Annotated in this window: 12 protein-coding genes; 6 read left to right on the top strand and 6 right to left on the bottom strand. The window is 40.2% G+C overall.

What is annotated here, in order from left to right; all coding sequences use genetic code 11:
* The first annotated feature begins 42 nt into the window (after positions 1 to 42).
* The 4 genes from VK179_01770 to VK179_01755 all read left to right on the top strand — a co-directional run bounded on the left by VK179_01770 (position 43) and on the right by VK179_01755 (position 9,065).
* Entirely contained in the window at positions 43 to 5,571 is a 5,529-nt protein-coding gene (locus tag VK179_01770; protein ID HLO57447.1) for an Ig-like domain-containing protein, read from the top strand.
* Between the two features lie 107 nt (positions 5,572 to 5,678).
* Positions 5,679 to 5,873 carry a hypothetical protein gene (locus VK179_01765; protein HLO57446.1) on the top strand — a complete coding sequence of 65 codons (195 nt, stop codon included), beginning with the start codon at positions 5,679 to 5,681 and terminating at the stop codon, positions 5,871 to 5,873.
* Between the two features lie 35 nt (positions 5,874 to 5,908).
* Positions 5,909 to 6,952, top strand: a complete 1,044-nt coding sequence (locus tag VK179_01760) for an archaeosortase/exosortase family protein (protein HLO57445.1) — start codon at positions 5,909 to 5,911, stop codon at positions 6,950 to 6,952.
* A 94-nt stretch (positions 6,953 to 7,046) separates the two neighbouring features.
* Positions 7,047 to 9,065: a nucleoside-diphosphate sugar epimerase/dehydratase gene (locus VK179_01755; GenBank protein HLO57444.1), complete on the top strand. Its 2,019-nt coding sequence runs from the start codon at positions 7,047 to 7,049 to the stop codon at positions 9,063 to 9,065.
* A gap of 36 nt (positions 9,066 to 9,101) precedes the next feature.
* Here VK179_01755 and VK179_01750 read toward each other — a convergent pair whose 3' ends face one another.
* Positions 9,102 to 10,262 (bottom strand): sugar transferase, encoded by a 1,161-nt coding sequence (locus tag VK179_01750; GenBank protein HLO57443.1) that lies wholly within the window; start codon positions 10,260 to 10,262, stop codon positions 9,102 to 9,104.
* A gap of 119 nt (positions 10,263 to 10,381) precedes the next feature.
* Positions 10,382 to 10,849, bottom strand: a complete 468-nt coding sequence (locus VK179_01745; protein ID HLO57442.1) for a GDP-mannose mannosyl hydrolase — start codon at positions 10,847 to 10,849, stop codon at positions 10,382 to 10,384.
* Between the two features lie 80 nt (positions 10,850 to 10,929).
* Here VK179_01745 and VK179_01740 point away from each other — a divergent pair, with 80 nt between their 5' ends.
* Together VK179_01740 and VK179_01735 are read left to right on the top strand one after the other, a co-directional pair.
* Positions 10,930 to 13,206 carry a PAS domain S-box protein gene (locus VK179_01740; protein HLO57441.1) on the top strand — a complete coding sequence of 759 codons (2,277 nt, stop codon included), beginning with the start codon at positions 10,930 to 10,932 and terminating at the stop codon, positions 13,204 to 13,206.
* 35 nt (positions 13,207 to 13,241) lie between these two features.
* The gene (locus VK179_01735; protein ID HLO57440.1) at positions 13,242 to 14,885 is read left to right on the top strand and encodes a response regulator; all 1,644 of its coding nucleotides are present in this window, start codon (positions 13,242 to 13,244) and stop codon (positions 14,883 to 14,885) included.
* A gap of 148 nt (positions 14,886 to 15,033) precedes the next feature.
* Here VK179_01735 and VK179_01730 read toward each other — a convergent pair whose 3' ends face one another.
* From VK179_01730 to acsA, 4 genes are read right to left on the bottom strand one after another with little or no spacing between them, the layout of a single operon-like run.
* A complete protein-coding gene (locus VK179_01730; GenBank protein HLO57439.1) occupies positions 15,034 to 15,930 on the bottom strand; it encodes a hypothetical protein in 897 nt (298 codons plus the stop codon).
* A gap of 10 nt (positions 15,931 to 15,940) precedes the next feature.
* Entirely contained in the window at positions 15,941 to 17,437 is a 1,497-nt protein-coding gene (locus VK179_01725; protein ID HLO57438.1) for an MBOAT family O-acyltransferase, read from the bottom strand.
* Between the two features lie 8 nt (positions 17,438 to 17,445).
* Positions 17,446 to 17,706, bottom strand: a complete 261-nt coding sequence (locus VK179_01720; protein HLO57437.1) for an acyl carrier protein — start codon at positions 17,704 to 17,706, stop codon at positions 17,446 to 17,448.
* 18 nt (positions 17,707 to 17,724) lie between these two features.
* Positions 17,725 to 19,425 (bottom strand): acetate--CoA ligase, encoded by a 1,701-nt coding sequence (gene acsA / locus VK179_01715; GenBank protein HLO57436.1) that lies wholly within the window; start codon positions 19,423 to 19,425, stop codon positions 17,725 to 17,727.
* Positions 19,426 to 19,472: the final 47 nt, after the last annotated feature.

Below are 19,472 nucleotides of genomic sequence, written 5' to 3'. Positions count from 1 at the left end.
ACTTACCCGGTAATTACCCCTACAAATCTGGGTGCTGCTGACATGGGCCATATTGGCCCTGCAGGCAGAATGCGGCTTGCTAAAGCCCAATGGTGGCTACTGGCAAGAATTGCAGGTTGGGATGGAGGAAATAATCCTGTTCCTGTGACATCAATAAGTGTTACAGGTGAAGGTGGTTTGAATACAATATCAACCGACAAAGGCACACTTCAGCTTATTGCTGCAATAGCTCCGGCTAATGCTACCAATAAAACAGTTACATGGTCAATCCAGAATGGTACCGGACAGGCCACTATCAATGCGTCCGGTGTGGTTTCAGCAGTAAATAACGGAACGGTTACAGCACGCGCCACTGCAAATGACGGTTCAGGAGTATACGGTACACTGAACATTACTATTACGAACCAGGTAACTTTGGTAACGGGTATTACCGTTACTGGCGCCGGAGGGGCAACAACCATTTCAACTGACAATGGTACCCTTCAGCTTAGTGCAAACGTCATCCCGGCTAATGCCACTAATAAAACGGTAACCTGGTCAATTCAGAATGTTACCGGGCACGCTACTATCAGTGCATCGGGCCTGGTCACCGCGGTCAATAACGGAACGGTTACAGCAAGGGCTATTGCAAATGATGGTTCAGGTATTTATGGAACATTGAATATTACTATTTCAAACCAAGTGACATTGGTAACGGGCATTACAGTTACTGGAACCGGTGGGGCAACAACTATTTCAACCGACAACGGTACCCTTCAGCTTAGTGCAGCTGTTACACCTGATGATGCTACAAATAAAACTGTTACCTGGTCAATTCAAAACGGTACCGGCCAGGCTACAATCAATGTATCGGGTCTGGTTACGGCAGTTTCAAATGGAACTGTTACCGCAAGGGCCACTGCAAACGACGGTTCAGGTATTTACGGTTCACTGACAATTACTATCTCAAACCAGGTGAAATTGGTAACCGGCATAACGATTACTGGTGCCGGAGGAGCCACAGGCATTTTAACCGACAATGGTACTCTTCAGCTTAGTGCAAACGTTACTCCGGCTGATGCTACTGATAATACAGTAACCTGGTCAATCCAGAATGGTACCGGGGAGGCAACAATCAATGCAGAGGGACTGGTTACGGCAGTCAACAACGGAACTGTTACTGCACGAGCCACTGCTAATGACGGTTCAGGTGTAAACGGCACATTGGTTATTACCATAACAAATCAGGTAATTCCGGTTACTGGCATTACTGTTTCCGGTGCAGGCGGCGCAACAACCATTTCAACCGATAATGGTACTCTTCAGCTTAGTGCAAACGTTACTCCGGCTGATGCAACTAATAAAACGGTTACATGGTCTCTTCAGAATGTTACCGGACAGGGTACTATCAGTGCCACCGGAATTGTTACCGCAGTCAGAAACGGAACGGTTGCAGCAAGGGCAACTGCCAATGACGGTTCAGGTGTATACGGAACACTGATAATTACAATTTCAAATCAAATTATTCCGGTGACCGGGATAACGGTTACCGGTGCCGGTGGAGCCTCAACCATTTCAACCGATGATGGTACGCTTCAGCTTAGTGCATCCGTTACTCCGGCTGATGGAACCAATAAAACAGTTACCTGGTCAATCCAGAATGGCACAGGACAGGCAACTATCAATGCTTCGGGGCTGGTTTCGGCAGTTAACAACGGAACTGTAACGGCCAGGGCTACTGCTAATGACGGTTCTGGTGTTTACGGTACACTGACTATTTCAATATCAAATCAGGTTATTCCGGTAACCGGTATTAATGTTACAGGTTCAGGAGGAGCCACAACCATTTCTGCGGACGATGGTACGCTGCAGCTTTATGAAACCGTTACTCCGGCTGATGCCACAAATAAAAATGTTACCTGGTCAATCCAGAATGGTTCCGGCCAGGCTATTATCAATTCTTCCGGTTTAGTTACTGCTGTCAACAATGGTACAGTAACTGCACGGGCCAATGCCAATGACGGTTCAGGTGTATTCGGAACCCTGATAATAACTATTTCAAATCAGGTTATTCCAGTGACCGGTATAACAGTTACCGGTGCCGGAGGAAACACAACAATCTCCATCGATAATGGCACACTTCAGCTTAGTGCAGCTGTTAGTCCATTTGATGCTACTGATCAAACGGTCATTTGGTCAATACAGAATGGTACCGGGCAGGCTACTATCAATTCTTCCGGTATTGTTACCGCTGTCAAAAATGGTACGGTAACCGCACGTGCCACTGCCAATGATGGTTCTGGTGTCTTCGGCACATTTACAATCACTATTTCGAATCAGGTTATTCCGGTAACCGGTATTAATGTTACCGGTGCCGGCGGTGCAACAACCATTTCTTTAGATAATGGCACGCTTCAGCTTAATGCAGATGTTAGTCCTTCTGATGCTTCAAATAAGACAGTAACATGGTCTGTAGAAAACGGAACAGGACAGGCTACTATTGATGCTTCAGGTCTGGTCACCGCAATTTCTGTAGGTACAGTTATTGCAAGGGCAGATGCAAATGACGGTTCAGGCGTATATGGTACTCTTACAATCACTATTTTAGTTCAGGTAATTCCTGTAACAGGTATTATCGTTACCGGAGAAGATGGTGCAACAACTATTTCAACGGATAATGGTCAGCTTCAGCTTAGCGCAATTGTTGGCCCCAATGATGCTACTGATAAAACAGTTACATGGTCAATTCAAAATGGTACCGGACTGGCCTCCATCAGTGCGTCAGGAATGGTTTCGGCCATCTCCGACGGAACAGTTACAGCCAGGGCAACTGCAAATGACGGCTCAGGAATATATGGATCGCTTGCGATAACCATTTCAAACCAAATTGTTTCAGTCTCAACTATTTCTGTTACCGGTGCAGGCGGAGCATCTATCATTACTTCAGATAATGGAATGCTGCAACTTACAGCAACGATTTCTCCTGATAATGCTTCTGATAAATCAGTTACCTGGTCAATCCAGAATGTCACAGGACAGGCTTCTATAAGCCCGTCCGGATTGGTAACAGCCATATCTAACGGTAACGTAACAGCAAGAGCTACCGCTAATGATGGTTCAGGTATATATGGCACGCTGAACATTGTAATTTCAAATCAAATAATTCCGGTAACCGGTATTGATGTTACCGGTAGCGGGGGATCAACAACCATATCAACCGACAATGGCACTCTTCTGCTGAATGCAGAAATTAGTCCTTCCGATGCAACGAATAAATCAGTATCCTGGTCTGTTGAAAACGGAACAGGACAAGCTTCTGTCAGTACCTCGGGATTACTTACAGCTATATCGAATGGTACGGTTACAGCCAGGGCAACGGCAAATGACGGTTCAGGAGTATTCGGAACTCTTTTGATAACTATTTCAAACCAGGTGGTTTCGGTTTCTTCAATATCAGTTACCGGTGCTGGCGGAGCTTCTATTATTACTTCGGATAACGGAACCCTGCAACTTACAGCAACAGTTTTACCCGAAAATGCTACCAATAAAACAATTACATGGTCTGTCCAGAATGGTACAGGGCAGGCTACCATAAATGCATCCGGTTTGGTTTCAGCTGTCAACAATGGTACAGTTACAGCAAGGGCTACTGCAAACGACGGTTCAGGTATATACGGTACACTTACAATTACCATTTCAAATCAGGTAATTCCCGTGTCCGGAATTACGGTTACCGGGGCAGAAGGGGCAACAACCATTTCAACAGATAATGGTTCACTTCAGCTCAGCGCAAACGTTACTCCGGCCAACGCTACCAATGCAACCGTTACCTGGTCAATCCAAAATGGTACCGGTCAAGCTGCAATCAGTACTTCCGGATTGGTTACAGCAGTATCTAATGGCACTGTTACAGCAAGGGCTACAGCTAATGATGGTTCTGGTATGTATGGGACTCTGACACTTACAATTTCAAACCAGGTAATTCCTGTGACCGGTATTACGGTTACCGGTTCCGGGGGAGCAACAACCATATCAACTGACGACGGCACTCTGCTGCTTACCTCAGCCGTTGTACCGACAGACGCCAGCAATAAAACCGTTACATGGTCAATACAGAATGGTACCGGGCAAGCCACTATAAGTACATCGGGTCTGGTTACAGCAATTAAAAACGGAATAGTAACAGCACGGGCCACAGCAAGAGATGGTTCGGGTGTATACGGAACACTTACAATTACTATTTCAAATCAAATCATTCCCGTGACCGGTATTACTCTTGCAGGAGCCGGGGGGGCAACATCAATCTCAGCCGATAATGGAACACTTCAGCTCAGTGCATCCGTTATACCGTCTGATGCGACCAACAAGACAGTCACATGGTCAATCCGGAACAATACAGGGAAAGCTACAATCAGTGCATCCGGTTTAGTTACGGCAGTTTCAAATGGAACAGTTACAGCGACGGCCACATCAAATGATGGTTCTGACATATCCGGATCTATGACAATTTCTATAACTGATCAAATCATATTTGTCAGCAGTGTTACTGTTCAAAGCGAAAATAATGTGTCTGAAATTTCTTCAGCAAACGGAACCCTTCCTCTGTCAGCATATCTCCTTCCTGGTGATGCAACGGATAAATCAGTTACATGGTCAATACTAAATGGTACAGGAGTTGCCTCAATAAGCGCAGCCGGAATCGTTACTGCAATTGCGGATGGTAACGTGACTGCAGTTGCCACAGCAAATGACGGCTCCGGAGTAAAGGGTACTTTTGAAATTTCAATTTCAAACCAGATTATTCCCGTAGATAGCATAATGATTTCATGTGTGGGAGGATTGCATGAAATTAAAACAAAGAATGGAAGTGTTCAATTAAATGCTATCGTTATGCCATTGAATGCTACTGACAGAACTGTTACCTGGTCTGTTCAAAACAGCTCAGGAATAGTCTTGCTTTCATCTGATGGTTTGGTAACTGCAATGTCAAACGGCACTGCAATAATAAAAGCCCTGGCTAACGACGGGTCCGGGAAATTCAGTACCATCACTTTAACAATAACGGGGCAAAATGTTGCAGTATCATCTATAATAGTATACTCTCCCAACTTAATAACTAATATTGACTCAATTAACGGAGAATTGCAGCTCTTAACAAATATCTATCCGGCTAACGCCTCTAAAAAAGAGGTAACTTGGGCAGTTGAAAAAGTTTCGGGAAGCGCAGAGATAGATCAAAATGGCCTTTTAACAGCGCTTGATTATGGTATGGTCAGGGTTCGGGCCACTGCAACCGATGGCTCCGGAACTTATGGTATACTTAATATTCAAATAAACTCGCCAACGATAGTTTCTGATCCGGATGAAACCAGAATTAAAATTATTTACTCCTCTGCCTTTCTCAGGGTGCTATTTCATGATCGTAAAATGGATCAGGTAAGGATATGCTCAATTGATGGAAAAATCCTTAAACAATTTGGTCCCGTTTACGAAACGCTTGAGATAGATCGCTCACTTTTACCTGCAGGTGTTTATCTTTTAATTCTATCTGAAAAAAAGTCATCCAGAGTTATCAAATTTATTTCTCAATAGTATTTGAATAACAGCTTCTTATTTGATAAACCTGTCATTTTTTTTGACAGATAATTTCTTTTAAAAACTGTTAAAAACTACTTTTGAGAGATAAAATTTATTCCAATATGAAAATCTCCAGAAGTTTCCTTTTTCTATTATTTATAGCAATAAGTGCGACTGTTGCAGCAATGAGTCCCCCTCCGGGAGGACATCATGGTGGCACTGTAAATACACCACTTGATGGTGGTTTGTTATCAATATTGGGCATTGCAGGTATTGTTTACTACCTGTTCAGAAAAAGAAACAGTAAAAAAGAATAATAATAACCTCTGGACCGGAGGTTTTTTATTAAGGAATGTTACTTCGAAAACTTCCAGGATCTGAAAAACAGATCTTAATCACTTCACTACTAATTTTTAGTATTGGATGTATTGTAGTATTTTTATTCGGTTTTAAAGGCATCCTGGATTTTATAGATCGTATACTTAGACCATACAGCCTTTTAATCCAGTTTATATGCAACAAGTTTTTTCAGTTTACTGGTCATAATATAAACTTAATTGATAACAAGGTCTATTCCAAAGGAATTGTTTTTGATTATGAACCGCAGATCTTGTTTAAAAAAATATTTCTGGGAGGATTTCTTCTTATTTGGTTAACCGCGTCAAAAATATCAGCTAAATTTTACTTTACATTTTTACTTCTCTTGCTACATTTATTTGTAGCATCAACTTATGTTATCACTGGTATTCTGCATATATCTGAAGGACTCTCCGAGAAGTTTCAGGGAAGCTTAACAGCTATTGCTTTTTGCATGGTAGGAATAGTTCTCCTTTTCTGGTACTGGTTAAATAAATACGCATGGAATACTACAAATAAAAAATTATTGGAAAAAAAATTTACGGAAATCATCACTGTGATCTTTGGTTATTCGATTATAATTTTTTTACTCGAATTCTTAAAATTTAAATATTGGATAGCTTTTTTATTCGGGACATCAAAACTAATTCTTCAAATCTTAGGTTATAATGTAATTCTGAAACCCTCACTGCTCATAGGCGACAATGGATCAATATCCCTTGGAAAGCCCTGTTTAGGGCTTATAACTATGTACATTTTTGCAGTTTTCGTATATTTTACTGCTAAAAGGAAACAAGACGCTATTAGGTACATACTAATCGGTATTATTATACTGAACTTTGTAAACATAATACGTTTTGTCTTGTTATTTATCCATTTACAATGGTTTGGCGATTACAGGTTAACCATGGATATTCATGATATTTACAATTATGTTACATATGGCATCGTGTTTATTCTGTGGTTCATATGGATTGAGAAATATGTCAGGAGAAAGGATTTACTGAAAACTCATTCGAAGAATCAATTACTAACTTAATCCTAAGATTTGTCATAGTTGTCAAAAATATATGTCGATTTAAAACTCTTGGACGTTAAATCGAATAAATTGCAACGTCCTAAATCACACCCAAATGGTTGAATATTTTTCACAGCGCTTTACCCGGTTAAAAATCGATATTTTTTCGTTTGTCAGGAAACATTATGTCCCCCGATGGATGGTGTTTATCATGGATAGCACCTCAGTTTTTTTGACATTCTGGATGGCCTATTTATTGCGTTTTAATTTTGTCAGTAGTGCTTTCCATCCTCAATTGGCATTATTTCACGCTTTACTTACCACTGGTATCTATATCATTCTTTCGTTTATGATAAGGCCATATTCAGGTATGATCAGACACACTACTATCATCGATGTGTTTTATGTCTTTCTGACCACTTCACTCACTTTTATCTGGCTTTTGCTTATTAGTATAGTATCAAGATCTTTGAACTACCCGGTTATATTCCAGATACCGATATCGATTTTAACAATTCACTATGTTTTGATAACTTTCTTCCTTTTTGGTGTACGTATTAGTATTAAAACATTTTACCACCTGATTACCAGTACTACACAAAAAAAACAACGTGTGCTGATCTATGGTGCCGGCGCTATGGGAATCATTGTTAAGCGTGTTTTAATGAGTGATATCAAAGGCTCATTTGTAATAACAGGCTTTGTTGATAAAAATCGAAACTTGCAGGCAAAAAAAATAAATGGAATACTTGTTTATTCACCCGAAAACATAAACAAGGAGTTTCTTGAAAAACACAGTATACAAACACTTGTCTTTGCTATAAAGGATATTTCTTCTTCAGAAAAAAGCGATATTATTAAATGGGCAATCGATCTTGGACTTGAAGTACGTGATACGCCGGCGGTTGACAAATGGCTGAATGGTGAATTGGAAATGAGGCAGATCGAGAGAGTGAAACTCGAAGACCTTTTAGGAAGGGAACCTATTGCACTTAATCTCAAAAAGATAGGTATTGGACTGGCAGGTAAAACAGTTTTGGTAACCGGTGCAGCAGGATCAATAGGGTCAGAAATCGTCAGACAACTCACCAAATTCAAAATAAAATTACTCGTATTAACTGACCAGGCCGAAACACCAATTTTTCACCTTGAAAATGAACTAAAGACTGCATACAGTCAATGTCCGGTGAAAATAATTCTGGCTGATGTATCCAATATGCAAAAAATGGAAAGCATTTTTAGGGAATATCAACCCGAAATTGTTTTTCATGCCGCCGCTTATAAACATGTTCCTATTATGGAACAGAATCCTCATGAAGCCATCAGAGTTAACATAGGCGGCACAAAAGTGGTCACCAATCTCTCGCTTAAATATGCAGTGAAGAAGTTCGTTATGATTTCTACTGATAAAGCTGTGAACCCCACCAACGTTATGGGTGCTTCCAAAAGGCTTTGCGAGATGATTGTGCAGCTGAAATCACAGAAATCAGACAGCAAAACCCAGTTTATTATTACTCGGTTCGGGAACGTGCTTGGTTCAAATGGTTCCGTCATTCCAATTTTCGAGAAACAAATCCGTGATGGAGGACCAATTACAGTTACTCATCCTGAAATTATGCGGTATTTTATGACTATTCCTGAAGCATGTCAGCTTGTACTTGAAGCCGGCTTTATGGGAAAAGGCGGTGAAATATTTGTATTTGACATGGGCAAACCTGTCAGAATTGCTGATCTGGCCCGTCAAATGATTAGACTTTCTGGTTTTGTACCGGATCAGGATATTAAAATTGAATATACAGGATTGAGACCAGGTGAAAAGTTATATGAAGAATTGTTGACCGATGGTGAAAACACAAAACCAACGCACCATCCAAAGATAAAGATTGCTGATGTCAAAATTCTAGAAGCTCCTGGCCTATTGCTTCAGGTTGAAAATATGGTAGAGTCACTATATTCAATGTCAAAACAGCAGGTTGTGGATGCATTCCGCGAACTGGTGCCTGAATACAATTGTATTAATGAAGAATACAATCATTCACTTATTAACTCTGAAAACAGCGAAGAACCTTCCGAAGAAAAGAACGTAAGAGACAACGCCTATAATGTTTTGAAACGTTTTGTAAATCCTGATTAGTTCTGGATAAATCACCAAATCTGCCAGGTTTTGAATCTAATTATGTTTAACTCGATTGACAAGGATATTGCAGACGCCTTTGAAGAAATACGTTATATCCGTAAGAACCGGGTGCTGTTTATATTTCTCGATATAAATTCTGTCTGCTTCAATGCTCTCTTTGTCACCAGGCATATTTAAGGCAACATATGGCGCTATACAACCCGGCTTAAGACGAATCCTTTCAGCCTTCAGATCATCCGGAAATTCATTATAACGAGTCGCACTAAGAGGCCGAACACCCACAAGTTTCATTTCACCCCTAAATACCTGGAGAAGTTGCGGGAATTCATCAATCCACAATTTTCTTAAGAGATTGCCCGACCTCGTAATTCTGAAATCATTTGCCGGTTTGCCGGCTTCATTATAGCCGTTTCTCCTGATAACATAATCCTGTATATACTCTGAGTATGGATGCATAGTACGTATTTTCCACACTTTCATCAGGCATCCGTTCCTTCCGACGCGTGGAAGCGAGATTATCGGATAATAGGAAGATTGCAGCTTAGTCATTGGAGAACTAACTTTCTTCGCAACAAAATAACTGATTCCATCTATTGACCGTATATCTACAATGCAGAAACCGCAGTAAACAAGTCTTCCCAATAATTCGGACGTTGACATGCAATGACGCCGTCCATTTGTAAGACCATAATATATCCTGTCAATATATTTTAACCTTGGTATAATACGATTTATAATGAAGTCAACAAACCATACCACCTGACCTTTTGTCCTGCCAAATCTCTTAAGAAAATTGATTTTTCGGTCGCCATATGTTTCTATCTTGCCTATATACACTCCAAATTTTGGCAACAACGTATTAACCGAACGGAAAAGTTTGTTTATTCGCTGAGTGGAGTTTATTTTACTCAGATTGATAATACTAGAGACTGAGTTAAAATCTACATTATCAATATATGAAGATGTATGGGTTGATAAAATTGTATTTCTATAATGCTTTTTCAGATTTACGAAACCGGTAATATAGCTTAAAACTTCCTCACTTGATTCATTAAGTATACATCTTTCCAATGCATTATAATCATCTATTTCTTTGATTAATAGTGATATTACCGTTTCTCTAATATTTGAACCGAATTGTTCAAACTTATTTCCCCAGCTTAAATTATGAACGTACTGAAAATAATCTGTCATTAAGGGTTAATTTGGAATGTAGGTATCCAAAGATAAATCGGAAATTAATTGCCCTATTAATTAATTAATCAATGATAACGTTTATTTGATAAACGTATAATTATGATTGATAAACGATATTATTTAAAATACAACCTTGCATTCTGATGAACTCCCCGATCGGTTAACACCTGTTCCACTGTCATCCACCTGAAACCGGTATGCTGGTGACGAAGGTTAAGGTTGGTTTCATCAAAGTTTCTTATTTCATAGGCCAGGTTGATGTAATGTGTATCCAGACCGGGCTCATCAAAAGTGTTCTCGCCGGGATAAAAATGTTCAAAGATTCCATAGAATTGACTATCGGTTAATTGCAAAACCTGTCCCAATTCATCCCCTGTAATCCGTTGAAAAGCTTTTTCAATGGTCTCATTCTTTCTGATTCTGCCTCCCGGCACAAACCATGTATTCCTGGCAGGAGAATTGTTCCTGAATCCCAGGAGCACTTCGCCCCTGCTATTCTTAACTATCAAATCAATGGCAATAAGCGGTGAATTCCTTATTACACCTGTAAAATCCTCCCGGGATAAGAATGAAGTACTTTCCATGTTAGTTTTTAGATTTTTTGTTATTAAAAATATTAACTACTTTTAAATTTAACAGTATAATATATCCAAATTCCACTACTATGGATACTCAAAATAAAAGGGAAAAATATACTGAATATACTGTTTTTGCAACTATTGCAGCAGTTCTGCTGTTCATATTCTCACTGTTTATAGCCCTTTCAGCCAGCAGGGAGGCCGACTTCTCATTCAAAGGCATCCAATGGCTTTTCAGAAATAATCCCGCAAGCTGGATCATAATTGCATTTACGCTTCTTTTCCCTGCTTCAGTTTTTTTCATCAGTAAACGATTCGTAATCAAACTTGAAGAGAAACAAACAATTATTGATAAAGAGCAATCCCGGATCGAACATGTGATGGAATTCAACCATCAACTGACACACGGCAATTTCAATGTAGACTGTAAACTCGAAGATAACGATGCTCTTGGCGATACGCTTGTCGATCTGAGGGAAACTCTTAAAACCAACGAAGATAACAGCCAGAAAATCCGAAAGGCGGAAGAAGAAAGGAATTGGATCGCTGACGGACTTGCTCATTTCAGTGAAATCCTCAGGAATTATATTCATGAGCCGGAACAGCTCTCATTTCATGTGATCAAGGATCTTACCAAGTATGTGAACGCCGTTCAGGGTGGATTCTACGTTCTTGACGACAGTGATTCCTATAACAGGTTTTTCAATCTGAACGCATTTTTTGCATACGACAGGCGCAAATTCGCCGACCAGAAAATAAAATGGGGAGATGGGCTCATTGGTACATGTGCGCTTGAAAAGAAAACCATTTACCTCAAAAATGTTCCACAGGAATATATCACGGTGACTTCAGGACTTGGAGAGGCTAATCCTGAAAGCCTCATTGTGGTTCCCATGATTTATGAGGATGAGATCTACGGGGTAATGGAATTTGCATCTTTTTCCAAGTTTGAACCCAACCACATCAGTCTTCTTGAAAAAACAGCTGAAAGTGTAGGAGCCACTCTTTCCGCCGTGAAAACCAATATCCGTACCGCCAGGCTGCTCGAAGAATCAAAGGCTCAAACCCAAATCCTCACTTCGCATGAAGAAGAAATGAGGCAGAATATGGAAGAATTGCAGGCTACCCAGGAAGAATCAGTCAGGCAAACCCAGCGCCTGGTGATGCTTGAAGATACATTGAAGAAAAATATTATCCAGGCTGAATTTGATCCCCAGGGATTGTTGCTTTCAGGAAACCAGTTGTTTTATTCAAAGTTTGAATACAGCTCCGATCTCAGGATTGAAGGAAAAGACCTGAAAGAACTGATCGATGAAGATTACCGTGAAGAATTTGCCCGGATATGGAGTGAATGCCTTTCAAACGGAATTCCATATAAAGGATATCTTAAGCATGTTACGCGTACCGGTAAAGAATTATGGTCCATGGCATCATTAAGCACTATTCTTTATGATGACAACTCGGTTTCAAGAGTAATGTATCTTGGCATTGATGCAACGGAAGAAAGAAGACAGCTCGAAAAACATGAAGTTATAGCCGATTCTGTTAAAGCAAGCGGAATTAGCCTGTCATTGGATATAAACGGAAATATACTGGACTGCAATAAAAATTTCACGGACCTCGTGAAGATTTCTCAGAAAGAAGCCCGGTCGATGGTTATTTTTGACCTGATAAATCCGGTTGAGACAGAATCTTTTAACCGGCATTGGGATACCATCATTAACGGAAATGCCCATACAGGAATTATAAAAGCGAAATCTTCAAAGGGAGATGACCTTTGGTTGAAAGGGACGTTCAATGTTACTCATAACGCTTCACATGAAACCGAGAATATCCTGTTTACCGGGCAGGACATCACTCATGAAAAGCATCTGGAAGCAGAATTACATACAGCTCTGGACACGCTAAAGAAACAGGAAAAGCAGATCAGGGAAGCTGAAAAAGAACTCGGTAATAAGTTACGTGAGACCCGGAATGAACTTATGGCTCAATATAAAGAGGTTGAAAAAGCAAAGAACCTGAATGAAAAAATCCTGGAAGAAATTGCCGATGCCGTGGTGACTACGGCTCATGATAACCGGATTGTATTCTTTAATAAAGCTGCTGAAAAGTTATGGGGTACCAAACGTGATGAGGTGGTTAACCAGGATGTCAGCATTCTTTTTCCTGAAATCCTTACCGAAAAGGATGAAATACTTGGAAGCTTTACCAGACCAGGCGAACAGAAGATAACAGGCATTCGAAGAAAGTCGCATATAATTGATAAAAACGGAAAAGAAAGGCACGTGTCAGTCATGCTGACAAAGGCACGTGCGGAGGGTGAAAATGCATATATGGCAATATTTCAAATAACGGATAAATAAATGGCATCGATTTCATTTTAAACCTGTCCATAAACATGGTATTGGGAAATAAAAAAAAGGAAATCACAGAACTAAAAGCAAGGTTAGCTGAAAAGGACAATGAAATTAACCGGCTCCGGGAGGTAATTGATAAGATCTCCATAGACGAAAACTCGTTTTTCAATCTTAAGTTTACTCTTAAACTGCTTGATACCGGCGGAATAGGTATAATAACCTACGATGGTGAAAAAGTATGGTTGTCGCAAGCGGCAAAGGAAATACTGGGTTATAAAGGTGAAGCACATATGTCCCTCGATCAGATCCGTAATTCTGTTTTACCCGAGGACAGGCAAGCATTCGAGAAAACCCTGAATGACATCTCCCAGGGATTCAAGATTCCGGAAACAGAAATGAAAATCGCACGGGCAGAAGGAGAAGGCCGTGAATTCAGAATGATCTCATTATCCTTTTTGCCCGTTGGCACCCGGAACGATTCATTCATTGCCACCATAAAGGATATTACCAAACAGGATAAAATAAAAAAGGAACTCATCCGGTCAAGAGATAAGGCCGAAGAATCAGAGAAACTTAAAAATACTCTTCTTACCAATATCTCTCATGATATCCGGACTCCTATGAATTCCATAATCGGTTTCAGCGAGTTGCTGAACATTGGCAATCTCCCGTACGACAAAAGAGTTGAGTATGTGAGAACCATTAAAAACCAGGGAATCCTTCTCCTTAAAATGATTGATGATGTGGTTGAGCTTACAAGGATGGAGACCGGAAAAATCACTATCCGAAAATCACCCTGCAACCTTGAATTGCTGATGAAAGAACTCCTGTCCTCTTTCAACCAGTATAAGGCAGCACAAAATAAAGAGCATCTTGATATACGGATTACCTATCCGGAAATCAAGGGAATTACCATTTACACTGATCCCGGCAGACTTCAGCAACTCATATGGAGCCTTATCAGCAATTCGGTGAAATTCACCGAAAAGGGAGGTATTGAGATCGGTTATAAACCCATAAGCGAACAACGAATTGAATTTTATGTGAAAGATACCGGTATCGGACTTTCACGCGATTTGCAAAAAAAATTGTTCAGCAGGTCCTCTGAAGAAGAAGTTAATGGCAAATCAGAAGGGTCAGGACTTGGATTGAACATTGCTAAAAATCTTATCCGGCTCATGGGTGGTAAAATCTGGGTTGAATCAGAACTCGGTCAGGGATCTACATTCTTTTTTACGATTCCCTTTGAGGCAGTTCCCGAATCCTATCATGTGCTGGCCCCTGAAGAGGAATATGTTATACCTTCCTACATGTGGAAAGATAAGGTGATTCTTGTTGCAGAGGATGATGAAATCAATTTTAAGTTTCTTGAAGCTGTACTTCATGATACTTCGGCGCAGGTATTGCTCGCCAGGAATGGCATGGAAGCAGTTGAACTATGCAGAACCATAAATAAAATCGATTTAATCCTGATGGATATCAAGATGCCTGAAATGGACGGTTTCGAGGCAACAAAAATGATCCGACAATTCAATCGGAAAGTTCCGATTATTGCCCAGACTGCTTTTGTAATGCAGGATGACCTTGTCAAATGCCAAAAACTGGGTTGTAACGATTATATTACAAAACCTATCGATATTAAAGAGTTTTTTGAAAAGGTGGATGGGTTTTTGAAGGAGAGCTGAGAATGAATAATGAAATAATGAAAAAATGAATGAGAAGGCTATAAGCTAGTGGCTAAAACAAAGCCTCCACCAACTGCGGGTAATCTTTTCTTTCTACATTCTTCATTCTTCATTCTTCATTTTTCATTCTTCATTCTTCATTCTTCATTCATTTAACATGCCACAAGACCTTCAGCAGTATGGAATCATTTACAGGGTGAACCGGATCAAGGTAATTTACCTTGTTTTTTGTGAATTCGTTGGTTGTATCCATGTTGTAAAGCGGGCCCAATTTTCCGATATCAGTTATAAAATGTTGCTGTTCCTTCAAGAGACCGAAATCAGCAACTCTTTTCTGCCAGTCGATATGATTGGGGGGCATAAAAAACACAAGCCTGATGTCTTTCTTATGGCAGTAATCCGCGATCTGAATTAACTGTTCATGATAGTTGTCAGGGTACTTATATTTCTGATAGTATCTTGTGGCAACTTCCTCCAATTCATAATTCCAAAATTCATCTTTATTCATATCGGGTAAACCTACAGTCATTTTCTTTGAAAAAAACTGCTTGCCAATGCATTTAATGGTGCTGATGAATGTAATTTTACTGAAAGAATAGGTGAAGAAATTTTTCATAATAGCTGAAGCCTGCTTTACATGATTGTTGGTTTCAAAACCGTTGTAAAGATTAAAGCTAACACCTATGTATACTTCTTTTAAGTCAACTATTTTATCAGCTATCCAGAACGTTTCAATCATATCGGAAAGAGTTCCGCCCGGATAACTGAAATTATAATACCTGTTACCTGTAATTTCTGTTACATGGGCGCTTTGGATTTTATTCGCCCTCGAGTCCCCCAGGATAATGCAGTGTGATGTATCATGCTTGTATTGCAGCATCTTCCATAAGAAGGGATCCATTTTTTCTGCAATCTGTAACTTTATGTCATACGAAATCAGATGGCTTTTATCGGCAAAGTTATACGGATCCACTATGTATATAAAGCCCATGTATAGCGGAAGAGGGATGAGGTAAACCAAAAACCGGATTAAAAATTTTCTCATCGGGTTTACTTTAGAACTGAAAATAAATAAAGGTTCGCTGATCGCCAAGATATATAAGGCAAAAGAAACTGATTATCCAATATAGGCTCCATCTCAATGGTTTAGGATAATTGCTGATTTCAAGTCCGTGTTGTTTGTCCCGCTGTATATATTCAATTATTATCACAGCCATAATGGCAATGGTACCGTCAATCAGTGTTGATGTAATACCACGTCCTCTCAAATCAAGTATGGAAATGGTAAACAACCCGTGAGTAAACATATTGTTAATGTAACTCAGGGCTTCATTTACAGATGACGCTTTGAAGAATATCCAGGCAAAAGCAACTACAGCCAGGGTAACAATTGATTCAGGAATAGTAATGGCAAGGCTGTCCGCTTTAATACCGGCCTTTTTAAGCATTTTCTTCCTGGGGGCTTTTTGCCACTGATACAGGATCAGCATGAACCCATGGATCATACCCCAGACAATGAAAGTGAAATTGGCTCCATGCCACAAACCTGTAAGGAACCATGTGATAAGGCTGGCGATTATGTATATGTAAAGGTCAGCTTTCATGAAGAACACTTTTTCACTGTGGAGTCCCGACGAAACAGCAAAAGATATGGGCAGAAAAACATAATCCCTGAACCAGGTTGTAAGGGATATGTGCCACCTTTGCCAGAACATGGCTATATTGGTTGAGAAATACGGAAAGGCAAAATTTCTCATCAGGTCAAATCCGAATAACCGGCCTATTCCTATTGCAATATCCGAGTATCCTGAAAAATCACCATAAATCTGGAAGGCAAAAAACACAGCTCCCAACGCCAGGACGCTTCCGTTCAATGTGCCATGGTTAGCGAAAATGTAATCAGCATTAACCGCACACGTATCAGCAAGCACAATCTTTTTAAAAAGTCCCCAAAGAATTTGCCTTAGCCCGTCAGCGGCTTTATATTGATCAAACTGCCGTTCAGTGCCGATCTGTGGCAGCAGGGTAACAGGCCGCTGGATAGGACCGGCTAAAACAATCGGGAAAAAACCAAGCGTCAGCAATACATCAATAACATTCCGGTTTGCCTGTAACTTTTCTTTATAAATGTCGATAATATAACTGATTGACAAAAAGGTATAGAAACTTATACCTATCGGTAGGATTATCCTTGTGGATGATCTCGGCAGATGATATCCCGTAAGAGATACAAGGTTAATAAAACTGTCAATGAAAAAATTATAATATTTGAAAACGCAAAGAGTCCCGATATTTGCTATTAGAGCAGCCAGCAGCCAGAATTTCCTGCTTTTCTCAGGCCGGCCGGGTTCAACAGCAATTCCTGCAAAATAATTAAGAATGGCTATGCCAAAAAGCAGGAACAGGAAGCGCCAGTCCCACCAGGCATAAAAGACATAACTGGCAGTGAGCAGAAAGGCATTCTGTACCTTAAGTTGCCTGTATACGATGAACCAGTAGATGACAAAAACTACAGGCAGGAAAACAAGAAATTCAATTGAATTGAAAAGCATGTAAAAGGTTATTTATGATACTGCTTAACAAGCGCCACAATGTTGTTCACACTATCAAAGGCCTCAGGAGTGGCCTTGTTGGATGGAATTTTAATTTTAAACCTGTTTTCAATGAATACAAGCAACGATACCATTGAAAATGAATCGACGAATCCCCCCGAAATCAAAGGAGTATCATAAGTGATCTTAGCATCGTCATCATCAATGTATTCGTTGATAACATATTGCAATATCAGATCTTTTGTTTCTTTTTCATTAAAATTTTCCATGTGGTTTTTTGAATTGGTTTAATCATCTTCAAGTGTGGATATATCTCCTGTATCTTCATTCCATTCTTTGGCGTGCAATACTCTTCGCATTATTTTTCCGCTTCTTGTTTTGGGTAATGATGCGACAAATTCAATATGCTGAGGCATCGCAAAGGAGGAAAGCTTTTTGCGTATAAAGTTCATTATTTCGAGTTCAAGATTCTGATCGGATTCACACCCGGGCTTCAAGGTTATAAAAGCTTTGACAACTTCCATGTTGATATCATCAGGTGTTGAAACAACAGCAGATTCAGCTACTGCAGGGTGCTCCAGCAAGGCAGATTCAACTTCAAAGGGACTTACAAGGTGTCCGCCTGTGTTTATCACATCATCATCCCTACCGATGAACCAGAAGTATCCTTCATAGTCAATTGATGCCTTATCACCTGTGAGATACCATCCGTTTACAAATTTCCTGTTATATACTTCAGGATTGTTCCAATAAGCGCGCATAAGTGATGGCCAATCCGGTTTAAAAGCAATAAGTCCGGGCTTCCCGGGCTCATAAAATGGTTCATATGATTCCGGATCCAATACAGTTGCTGTAATTCCCGGAAATGGTTTCCCCATTGACCCTGGTTTTACTTTCATTCCCGGATAATTAGAAATCATAATCGATCCGGTTTCAGTCTGCCAGAAGGTATCTAGAAATGGCAACCCGAAATGCCTTTGTCCCCAGATCACAGCTTCAGAATTCAAGGGTTCACCCACACTGGCCAGGTTCCGCAGTGAAGAAAAGTCGTGTTGTTTAATAATATCATCCCCCGCTTTCATTAGGGAGCGAATCGCTGTGGGAGCGGTATACCATACTGTGATCCTGTTTCTTTCAATAAAATCATACCATGCATTGGCAGAAAATCCCGAATCAAAAACACACTGTGTTATTCCTAGGCTCCATGGTCCGATAATGCCGTATGAAGTTCCGGTAACCCATCCCGGGTCGGCAGTGCACCAGTAGATATCATCGTCCTTAAGATCAAGTATCCATTTGGCTGTCAGGTACTGTGACAAAATGGATTTATGAACATGCCTGACCCCTTTCGGTTGCCCGGTGGTTCCTGATGTGTAATGCAATACCGAAGGATGTTCAGGATGGCTTGGATAAACTTCAATGGTTTCGGGTTTAAGAGAGGTGGAAAAATCAAAAGCAATTTCATTGACAAGATCAGACGGATTCGGAGCATCAACTACAATGACAAATTCAAGATCAGGCAGTTTATTTCTGATTTTGCGGACTCTCGAAAGATATTTCTTTTGTGTAATGATAGCACGTGTCCCGGCATTTTCAAGACGCACAAACAATGATTCTTCACCAAAAGCTGAAAACAGAGGTTGAACTACAGCACCCATCTTCAGAATTCCAAGGAATGAAAAATACAATTCAGGTATCCGGTCCATGAAAAGGCATATCCTGTCTCCCGGTATAATTCCGGCATCAGTCATAAATAATGCTATTGCATTGCTTTCAAGCCTGATGTCATTGAAAGTAAACTCTTTTCGGATGCCACCGAATCCTTCATAAATAAGAGCCGTCTTGCCTGCTTTTCCCATGCTGCAGATCCGATCGCTGCAGTGCCATCCTATGTTCAGAATATCTCCTTCAATGTAGTTGAGTTCTTTGGCAGCTAAGTCCCAACTAAAGCTTTTCAGACATGACTCGTAGGAGTCTATATTATACATTTAAAATAAATTACAAATTGTATTTACGAAATGAATTCTTTAATGTT

Source organism: Bacteroidales bacterium (assembly GCA_035299085.1).
GTDB lineage: Bacteria > Bacteroidota > Bacteroidia > Bacteroidales > UBA10428 > UBA5072.
Note: the sequence above shows the minus strand (reverse complement) of the source record. Positions and strands in the feature narration are given on the sequence as shown.